Raw genomic sequence first — 9,336 nt, forward strand, 5'->3', positions numbered from 1 at the left:
GGTGTAATGTGGGAAATAAATAATTTAGAATTGGGGGAGAGAGTATGCTGAAAAAATTTATCTATATAAGCGTGTTTAGTTGCATAATGTTATTTTTCATACAGCTCGAGCCCATTCAAGCTAAGGATCTAGAAAAAAATGAGACGAGTGTCAGAGAAGTGACGACATACGGTGGTTACGGAACGATGGATGAATTGATTATCGATCGAAAAGAACCAACCTATAATGGGTTTGATTCACCGAACGATATGGCCTTTTTATTCGCGTGTATCGCCTTACTTGCGACGGTCGGTCTTGGCGTCGTCAATACATCAGATTGAAGACTTGAAAATCATCCCTTTTCCTTTATTCGTTTTCTTTAGGCAAGAAATAAGCCAGCTTCCCCTTTATGGATAGGGACGCTGGCTTATTTCGATTTAAAAGTGAATATGCTTCGTACGACCGACTCGTTCGATACGATCATGTTCTTCGTCTAGACCGGCTTGTTCCAATAAGTCGAGATAATAACGAAATGGAGTCGAACGGTGTGAAAAATAAGGGATATATTCTGTGAAAAGCATGGTTTCTGCACGTTTTAGTTCACGTAAGGCGATTAAAGCATGGAGCTCTGCAAAGCGTATCTCTTGATACAAAATGAGCTGATCCGCATCAATCCGGACATTCATTTGGAGTTTCTTTGCATGCATATTTAATAAAGAGAGGTACATTTCGCGTTCTTGACCCGTTTCGCAATGTCCGAGAACAGCGAGTAACAGGTCGCTGCGTTCCGTATCGACATCAATCGGAACCTTCAATGCGGTATAAATAGCGCGCTTCATCCAGGCATTGTCGGACGTATCGAGTTTGTAGTAACCAACAAGTTCTTGAAAGAGCTCGACTTGAGAGACTTTAATCAATCGGAAGGGGTCATTACTCAGGAAAAGGGGTTCTTCACCAGCGGCGGACGATAATAAAAAAAAGAATTCTTCGAAAGCGACGCGTGGACCATTTTTTCGACCGACATAATGGCGCAAGTGTTTTAATAACCGTTTTGCTGTGACGTACCAGTTTTTTTGTTCGCGTACTGAAACGATTGTACTCGGCTCTAGATATTCACCATCATAGGCGTGCTGGATAAAAAGCTCTGTCTGTTCGATGGTTTGTTCGACGGTTGGTTGTTCTTGTTCCTTTTGTAAATCTTTATATTTGGCGAATTGCGACAGCATCAAGTCTAATTCTTTATCTTCAATTGTTTGTTTGGGAAGCTGGCGATAGATCTCTACGATAATGTCGCGAAGGGTCGTATCGCCATATTGCTCTAGTAAAAGACGTAATTTTCGAATTCTCATGATCGCCCTCCTTCGACAAAAACACAACACTTCATTATTCATTTCCCGATTTTTTCATAAAACGAACATCTTTCATTTGCTCTTTTACGCAATCATTGCCTATTTTTAAAGGGAAAGATTAATTTAAGGGAGAGATTCAGATGAATGAAACGATTGAACATTTATTAAACCACCGCTCGATTCGGAAATTTAAAGAGCATCAACTTGATGAACAGACGATTGAAGTATTGATCCAATCTGCGCAAGCTGCTTCGACGTCTTCTTACCAACAAGCCTATGCAATCGTCGGGATTGAAGATTTAGAAAAAAAACAGCAACTCGTCGAAGTGGCGAGTGGTCAAAGTTATGTAGCGGACAATAGTTACTTCTTCGTCTTCTGTATCGACTACCATAAACATATGCTTGCAGCAGAGATTGCGAATGGCTCAGTCGCTGACACAGTCGAAACGACAGAAGCATTGATTGTCGGAGCTGTTGATGCAGGACTTGCTGCACAGAATCTCGTCGTAGCTGCAGAATCGTTAGGGTACGGGACGGTCTATATCGGCTCACTTCGTAATGATGCTCGAAAAGTGAGTGAACTTCTAGAATTACCAAGCCATGTCGTACCGTTATTTGGTGTTGCCGTCGGTTTATCGGATCAACAACCAGGAAAAAAACCCCGTCTTCCGATGGAGGCAATCTTCCATCGTAATACGTATACTAATGACAGCAAGATGCGTGAGTTGCTAGAACAGTATGAGGCAGAAACCTCGTCGTATTACGGAGAACGGACGGACGGCGCACGAACTGAGGGGTGGGTCTATCAAATGGCCGCTTCGATGAAGGAACCGAAACGGACGTATCTGCGTAAGTTCTTACAAGATCAGCAGTTAGCGCAAGACTAAAACGGAGGTACTACTATGGATGAGTTTCAATCAGGCCGTTCTCGCCTAGAGCGAAAACGGCAGGAAGAAGAGCAGGCACGACGTACTTCGACACAGATACCAATCGAGCAACAAGCAGACCAGCGGAGGCGGATGGATGAATCACAACAGTCGAATCATCGATACGTCGAGGATGGACCAACTTTGACGTCACGTCCGGTTCAGCAAAATCACCAGGGATCGCAGAAAAGAACGTGGACTGGTACCGGTGGGCGGCTTTTCACCTTAGTCAGAAAATCTGCAAATCGAATTGGAATGAGTATGGCAGAGCGGACACGGTCGAATCGACGTAAAAATAGACGTTCGGAAGAAGCGGTACCAGATGAGGCAAGACAGGGCGCGTTAAAGAAACAGCCTGTCGAGAAGAAAAAACGTCGCTTCAAAACGAAAATGTTTGGTCTGCTCTTAGTTCTAGCGATTGGATTTATCCTGTTTGCTTCACAACCGTTTACCTTTTTATTGATCGGAAGTGACGCGAGACCTGGAGAATCGTTGCGAGGTTCAAGGTCCGATTCATTATCCGTCATGCAATTCGTGCCGTTATCACGGACGATTCAGTTGACATCGATTCCGCGGGATACGTATACACCGATCAGTTGCGAGGATGGGAAGAAAGATAAAATCACACATGCTTTTGCGTTCGGTGGGGAAGAGTGTACGCAAAACGCCGTCAGTGAATTACTTGATGTAGACATCGACAGCAAAATCGTCATCTCTTTTGATAGTTTCATTGGTTTAGTTGATCAAATCGGTGGGATAGATCTTGTTTCGACGGGCACGTTCTCGGAACAGGACGCAAGCGGAAAAGCGAATCAATATGCGTTTCAAAAAGGAAAAGAATATCATATGGACGGAGCGATGGCGCTCGCCTATTCCCGTCACCGAAAAACAGACAACGATGGTGCACGAGCCAATCGGCAATCGGAAGTTATTCAAGCTGTGGCGACACATTTGTTGAAGCCGACAGGATGGACTAAAATTTCGGCAGCGCATGCTTACATGAAAGAAGAGATGAATTTAGATATCAGTGTCCGTCAAATGGCAACGGCAGGGCTATCACTTGCGTTGATGTCTGAGAAGCAGCACCTTGAAATCGAAGTCGTCAGTGACCGGCTGAATGGGATTTTCTATGATTTTCCGAATGAAAAAGCTTTGACACAACTGAGAAAAAAACTACAGACGACGTTTTATGGAATGCTAGCAAATGAGTGAACCGTTTAATCTGGAAAAGGTTTTCTTCTCCTTATTGGGGGTATAAATTGATGTACGCAGTTGCGCTTTTGAGAACGGAAGATATTGTTGTTAGAGACATCCATATCTTCAATATTCATACTTGGTTGTCTGAATAGAAGAGGCGGAAGCAGGGGATTTCTGTATCACCGGTCAACTTATCTGAAAGGGGTCGGAAGCTCAGAGATTTCCAAATTCGCATAAGTATGAGTCGTTCGATAGAGGTGACTAACTCATCGAGGAGGGACCTAACATATGAATGTATTAGTTGTAGGTGCATCAGGTACAATCGGAGCTCGCGTCGTCAAGTCGCTTGCAAAAGGTCATCAAGTCACCGTCATCGTTCGTCATAAACATCTCGTCGAACGTTTTGAAAAGCTCGGTGTCAAAGCTCACTACGTCGACATTGAAACAGAACTCGAAAAAGTGATTGAACGTGGAGTCGCTGGTCAAAACGCTGTGATTTGTGCAGCAACTGCTGGTGTCGATGGTGAAGCAACTGAAATTGAGTTGCTCGACCGGACGGTTGCTTTGAAAACGATTGATGCCGCGAAAAAGGCACGTGTCCGCCATTTCGTCCTCCTCAGTGCCTATGGTGCTGATCGTCCGAATCAGTTTAAAAAAGAAGTTTATCCATTTTATGCTGCTAAAAACGCAGCGGAAGAGCAGATTGAGCATAGTGGTTTAACGTATACCATCATCTGTCCGGTGAATATCGTGGATGGAGAAGGTCTTGGGTTGATTGAAGCAGATGAAGATTTAAAAGACGTGAAAGATGCGACGATTTCTGAAATTGATGTTGCATCCATCTTGGCGGCATCTGTCGACAATCGCGCATTGTTCAATCGACGCCTTGAAGTGAAACAAGGTAAAACGTCATTGAATGAAGCACTAGGTGGCGATGAGTCATTTGAAAGCATTAAAGATAATCGTCGTGTCAAACAACAACTGCCACGTTATAATTAAATTTAAACAGAAAGAGCAGCGTACTTCCTAAAAAATTGGGGAGTGTGCTGCTCTTTTTTCGTAAATTTTCAAGAGGATTCTGCTACACTAATGAACAGAGGGAGTGGGCAGAATTTGAAAAAATATCTACTATACGTGATTGTTGGAATAGCCATCTGTGGGATTGCCTATAAAAGTTATGATGCTTATCAAGCCAAACAAACGAAAGCCTTTAATCAAGCCACACAAGAAGCGCAAGGTGGATTGGATGTCGGAATGGTTGCACCGAATCTTAAACTAGAGCAAGAGGGAAAACAAGTTGAACTATCTGACTTATCGGACCGTCTCATCGTCATCAACTTTTGGGCGACGTGGTGTCCACCGTGCAAACAAGAAATACCAGAACTAAATAAATTCTCAGACACATCGGATATTCCGGTTTACGGAATTAATGTCACGACAGCTGAGCGGAAACGGACAGATGTTTCGGATTTCCTTAAAAAAACACCAATTGAGTATTCGGTTTTATACGATACAGCGGGTGAGTCAGAGCAGTCTTATCGATTAGTGGCGATGCCAGCCACCTATGTGATTGACGCGGACGGTAAGATTGTCGCGAAGCATGTGGGTCCTGTCACATCGGATATGCTAAAAGAAATGGTGACACAAAAAGGAGGGTGAAGGATGGAAATCCATTGTCGGACATGCACGTACCAAGTATGCGTCGAAATAGGTCAGCCGGAAACATGGGACGGTTTTCCATCGATGCTGACATATGGTCTAGATCAATACCGGACGGCGTTGCCCTTTCTATTTGTCCCGCCTTACCAGGAACCCCTCGTCAGCCGAAAACGAATTGATGACCAAAACCGGGCGATGTTAATTCGAGCGTATCATGCCCACATTGACGAGATTGAAGGCGGCTGGGTCCCACATCAATATGATTTGTTCCAGTGTCCCACTTGCTGCACGATTTCCACGCGTTTTTGGTGTGCGCTGTTCGTCGAGTCGGGCATCATCGAGCCGACACATCACTGCGAACAAGATGGGGAAGTGCTTGGGCGGATCGCGCTAACGGACTTGAACGAGTTAAATTGTCCTGCGTGCAGTAATAAAACGTTATATTTAAGGAATTGACCACATACGAAAAAGCCATTCGGAAAATGAGAAGACTGACGGTAAGCAGAGTCGCCCTGTAGTCGATTCATCGTCGGAATGGCTTTTTTAATGGTCATCAACCCATTTGTCGAAACGAAAACGTTTGAAAGGATGACTGGGATGTACTCGAAGCATCGATTGAATAAGTCGTCCCGTCAAAAAGAATTGTATCACCTAATCTTGCTTCTGTTGGTAAATAGCGGCGAGGGATAAAACTGGAACCGTTCTCCCAGAGAAGAACAGCATATTTGCCATCAAGCCGTTCAAGCGTACCACGTTTGATCATTTTGAACTCCTCCTACAATTACATCGAAGACAACCCTACGATAAGAGCTGTAATCTCTCTCTCTGATTCTTTGTAATTTTAATCTTATGTTTGGTATATTCCCAATTCGTTTTATCTTTACACTTATTTCTCTAAAATAGGTGGGGGTCAATTTTAGCGCTACGCTTCAAACAATGCTTACGTTCGGCTTGAAACTGAAAAAACAGCACGAAATGAATGAATTCCTTCAGAGAATCGAAAAAGGGATTGCCCCTTTGGATAAGGTGACAATCCCTGCTTTGTTGATTAGCGTTAATAGATTTGACCTACGTCTCAGACTGTAGACAAAGTGCTATCGGGAGATACAGCGTCTTTTTTCGTTGCCTTCCTCGGGCGAGGCGCGTTAAAGACGCACTTTTTCCCGTAGGAGTCAACGAAACGCGACGCTTCATAAGAGTTTGTCTACACGCTGGACCTACATCTTACGCTACTTTTGCGTCGGCTTGTTTTTTCGTCGGACGCGTGTAAGCAAAAATGAAGGTAAACAGTGGCGACAAGATTAAGAAAAAGGCGAACGGAACATACGATGTGACGGGAACCCCGAGTGTCGATGCGAAGAACGCACCCGAAACACCCCATGGAATAAGTGGATTAACAAGCGTTCCACCATCTTCAAGCGCACGTGATAAAAAGCGTGGGTCAATCGACCGTTCTTCAAAAATTTTCTTGAAGGCTTGTCCTGGTAATAAAATGGACAGGTATTGTTCACCGGCCATGAAATTCACGCCGATTGCAGCAAGCGCAACGGATGAGATGATACTTCCATCACGTTGCAGTTTCGAAACCGTTTTTTCGATGATGACATCGATGACACCGATCCCACGTAAGACGCCCCCAAATGCTAATGCGAGCATGACGAGAGAGACCGACCACATCATCGATTGAATCCCTCCTTTACTGATGATACTCGCAACGGTTTCATTGGCTGTTTCGAGTTTTAGCCCGTTTTGGATGACGGACATCCATTGTGCAATGTCCCAGTTTCCTTGTACGAGACCTGTCAGGAGCAGCCCGCTTAAGACACCAGCGATCAACGTAGGAATGACAGGGTATTTCCGAATCGCGAGAACCATTACGAGAAGCGGAGAAAGCAATGTCCAAGGAGATAATCGGAAAAGACTGTCGAGTGCTTGCTGTGTTGCCCCAATCGCCTCGGTATCAATCGAACCTGCCCCACGTCCGAAAATGAGGAAAAGAACAAATGTGATGGCGATAGCGGGAAGTGTTGTCCCCATCATAAAACGAATATGATCAAAAACAGACACATTGACGATACCAGGCGCAAAGTTCGTTGTATCTGACAAAGGAGACATCTTGTCCCCGAAACAAGCGCCACTGATGATCGCACCTGCTGCGAGTGCAGGGTTAACTCCAAGTACGACAGCGATTCCCATCAAGGCAACACCGACTGTTCCAATCGTCGTAAACGAACTACCTGTAAAGGTGGAGACGATCATCGCGATGAGTAAAGCGCTTGGTGCGAACCATGTTGCAGACAAGGTTGATAAGCCATAATGAAGCAATGTCGGGACGGCGCCACTCATCATCCAAACGGCAATCGTCATCCCAACGAGTAACATGATTAAAATGGGTTTAATGGCTTCACGAATTCCATTGATCATATGCTCTTCAATTTGACTGAAGGGGAAGCCGCGGTAGACGGCATACCCGACAACAAAGATAAGACTTGATAAGATTGCGAGATGCGGTTCGGCGTGAGCACCGAATAGTGCGGATAATAAAATGATGATACTGATTCCTAGGATAGCTGCGGATTCACGAAAGGACATACGCATGCTTCCACCTCCTTATAATATCTTTTATACGTTTATGCTTGTTTGCTTTTACGCACGAAAGTAATGAACAAATGCAATCTTATCGAAGATTGATTCATCCGTCAACTAAGAAAGGTTCCTTAGACTACAAAAAACAAGAGGAATACATGTTGCATGTGATATTCCTAGTTCTTTTTCTGCGTAGCATCGGCTGAGTACTACTTGATCTACACAATCAGATTGTAAAAAAATAAAAATGTGACGATTTTTTGTCGTAAACGCTTTCTTTTTATTTAAAAATCTTGCACAATAGGAAAGAAGCGATGTCTATTTTGTGAACAAGAGGAGGATACATATGTTTACTGCGATTTTCGTTGTCGTCATTGCATTGATGGGAGCAAGCGTTTTTGGGATTGATCACTTAGTTGCCCAACGTGCCGAAAAAAGATAAGTACGAACTAAAAAAGACTTTGACCAATCACATCTCTTAAGAGGGTGTGCTCGGTCAAAGTCTTTTTTTTGAGTTTAAATTAATAAAAATACATTTGACAGTATAAATATACATGTGTTTAAATCAGTTTATCATTCTTGGTAAAGGGGCGTACAACATGAAATGTACAATCGTAGGGGCAACAGGATATACGGCAATTGAGTTGATACGCTTGCTCGAGCAACATCCGAAGCTAGAAATTGTTTCGCTTGTCAGTGATTCAAAAGCGGAAACATCCATAACAGAAATATACACGTTCATGAATAAAAAAAACTATTCCCTTTTAGAAGAGTTCTCGCTCGAACATTTGGCAGCAGTTGGAACCGAGCTATTGTTCTTAGCGACACCGAGTGGGGTTTCGAAACGATACTTAGAACAACTGGGAGAATGGGAAGGAAAAGTAATTGATTTAAGTGGAGACTTACGAATCGAAGAAACGGCCTATGAGCAGTGGTATGGCAAGTCAGCGATTGAGCCAGCCATTCAAGCGACAGCGACATACGGATTATCAGAATGGAACCGGGACGCGATTAAAGGGAGTCGGTTGATTGCGAATCCCGGATGTTACGCAACAGCAATCCTACTCGGTCTCTTACCATTTTTGAAAGAACAATTAGTTGAACCGGATTCCATCATCATCCATGCGAGCTCCGGTTTGTCAGGTGCAGGGAAATCATTTAGTGAACAGACACATCATGTCCGATCGAATGAAAACATGCGTCTCTATAAGATGAATCGTCATCAGCATATTCCGGAAATCGAATCCGTCATTCAGCGCATGACGGGACAAGAAACCATCGTTTCACTCGCGACCCATCTGATTCCAATCAACCGAGGCATCATGGCAACGATGACGTTGACACCACGCGTTGAGTGGTCGGAGACAGTCTGGCGAACATGGTTGAGTGATTTTTATGAAGAGGAACGATTTGTCCGAGTCAGTACAGCGGACCCGGAAATCAAATCGGTCATTGGTAGCAACTATTGTGATTTGGCCGTTTATCTGGATTCGCGATCAGGGCGCCTGACGCTTGTCTCGGTCATCGATAATATGCAAAAAGGGGCTGCGGGGCAGGCTGTTCAAAATGCGAACATCCTGTGTGGTTATCAAGAAGAGCTTGGATTGACGCAACAACCACTATTCATTTGAGGGGGAACG

At 44.1% G+C, this 9,336-nt stretch carries 10 protein-coding genes; 7 read left to right on the forward strand and 3 right to left on the reverse strand.

Annotated elements, in window-relative coordinates; all coding sequences use genetic code 11:
* Positions 1 to 158: 158 nt before the first annotated feature.
* On the forward strand, positions 159 to 320 hold the full coding sequence (locus tag KNQ04_RS09285) for a hypothetical protein (protein WP_251136974.1): 162 nt from the start codon (positions 159 to 161) through the stop codon (positions 318 to 320).
* Between the two features lie 96 nt (positions 321 to 416).
* Here the strand turns inward: KNQ04_RS09285 and KNQ04_RS09290 are convergent, their stop codons facing one another.
* Positions 417 to 1,328 carry a hypothetical protein gene (locus KNQ04_RS09290; RefSeq protein ID WP_214849898.1) on the reverse strand — a complete coding sequence of 304 codons (912 nt, stop codon included), beginning with the start codon at positions 1,326 to 1,328 and terminating at the stop codon, positions 417 to 419.
* A 140-nt stretch (positions 1,329 to 1,468) separates the two neighbouring features.
* Between KNQ04_RS09290 and nfsA the strand changes: the two genes are divergently transcribed.
* From nfsA to KNQ04_RS09315, 5 genes are all read left to right on the forward strand, one after another.
* Entirely contained in the window at positions 1,469 to 2,215 is a 747-nt protein-coding gene (gene nfsA / locus KNQ04_RS09295) for an oxygen-insensitive NADPH nitroreductase (protein WP_214849900.1), read from the forward strand.
* Between the two features lie 15 nt (positions 2,216 to 2,230).
* Positions 2,231 to 3,466 (forward strand): LCP family protein, encoded by a 1,236-nt coding sequence (locus KNQ04_RS09300; RefSeq protein WP_214849906.1) that lies wholly within the window; start codon positions 2,231 to 2,233, stop codon positions 3,464 to 3,466.
* A 273-nt stretch (positions 3,467 to 3,739) separates the two neighbouring features.
* Positions 3,740 to 4,450, forward strand: coding sequence for an SDR family oxidoreductase (locus KNQ04_RS09305; RefSeq protein ID WP_214849908.1), 711 nt, complete (start codon positions 3,740 to 3,742; stop codon positions 4,448 to 4,450).
* 114 nt (positions 4,451 to 4,564) lie between these two features.
* Positions 4,565 to 5,110, forward strand: a complete 546-nt coding sequence (locus KNQ04_RS09310) for a TlpA family protein disulfide reductase (RefSeq protein ID WP_214849911.1) — start codon at positions 4,565 to 4,567, stop codon at positions 5,108 to 5,110.
* A 3-nt stretch (positions 5,111 to 5,113) separates the two neighbouring features.
* Positions 5,114 to 5,566 carry a hypothetical protein gene (locus KNQ04_RS09315; protein ID WP_214849914.1) on the forward strand — a complete coding sequence of 151 codons (453 nt, stop codon included), beginning with the start codon at positions 5,114 to 5,116 and terminating at the stop codon, positions 5,564 to 5,566.
* Between the two features lie 97 nt (positions 5,567 to 5,663).
* Here KNQ04_RS09315 and KNQ04_RS09320 read toward each other — a convergent pair whose 3' ends face one another.
* Both KNQ04_RS09320 and nhaC read right to left on the reverse strand, forming a co-directional pair.
* A complete protein-coding gene (locus KNQ04_RS09320; protein WP_029332693.1) occupies positions 5,664 to 5,873 on the reverse strand; it encodes a DUF3006 domain-containing protein in 210 nt (69 codons plus the stop codon).
* Between the two features lie 461 nt (positions 5,874 to 6,334).
* Complete coding sequence (nhaC, locus tag KNQ04_RS09325) at positions 6,335 to 7,708, reverse strand: Na+/H+ antiporter NhaC (RefSeq protein ID WP_214849917.1); 1,374 nt, start codon at positions 7,706 to 7,708, stop codon at positions 6,335 to 6,337.
* Between the two features lie 587 nt (positions 7,709 to 8,295).
* Between nhaC and argC the strand changes: the two genes are divergently transcribed.
* On the forward strand, positions 8,296 to 9,327 hold the full coding sequence (argC, locus tag KNQ04_RS09330; RefSeq protein ID WP_214849920.1) for an N-acetyl-gamma-glutamyl-phosphate reductase: 1,032 nt from the start codon (positions 8,296 to 8,298) through the stop codon (positions 9,325 to 9,327).
* Positions 9,328 to 9,336: the final 9 nt, after the last annotated feature.

This window comes from Exiguobacterium sp. s193 (assembly GCF_018618755.1).
Lineage (GTDB): Bacteria > Bacillota > Bacilli > Exiguobacteriales > Exiguobacteriaceae > Exiguobacterium_A.

Bases quoted from the DNA above. Each gene is read 5' to 3' on its own strand.
- KNQ04_RS09290 (WP_214849898.1), bottom strand. From the start codon at position 1,328: ATGAGAATTCGAAAATTACGTCTTTTACTAGAGCAATATGGCGATACG.
- nfsA (WP_214849900.1), top strand. From the start codon at position 1,469: ATGAATGAAACGATTGAACATTTATTAAACCACCGCTCGATTCGGAAA.
- KNQ04_RS09300 (WP_214849906.1), top strand. From the start codon at position 2,231: ATGGATGAGTTTCAATCAGGCCGTTCTCGCCTAGAGCGAAAACGGCAG.
- KNQ04_RS09305 (WP_214849908.1), top strand. From the start codon at position 3,740: ATGAATGTATTAGTTGTAGGTGCATCAGGTACAATCGGAGCTCGCGTC.
- KNQ04_RS09315 (WP_214849914.1), top strand. From the start codon at position 5,114: ATGGAAATCCATTGTCGGACATGCACGTACCAAGTATGCGTCGAAATA.
- KNQ04_RS09320 (WP_029332693.1), bottom strand. From the start codon at position 5,873: ATGATCAAACGTGGTACGCTTGAACGGCTTGATGGCAAATATGCTGTT.
- nhaC (WP_214849917.1), bottom strand. From the start codon at position 7,708: ATGCGTATGTCCTTTCGTGAATCCGCAGCTATCCTAGGAATCAGTATC.
- argC (WP_214849920.1), top strand. From the start codon at position 8,296: ATGAAATGTACAATCGTAGGGGCAACAGGATATACGGCAATTGAGTTG.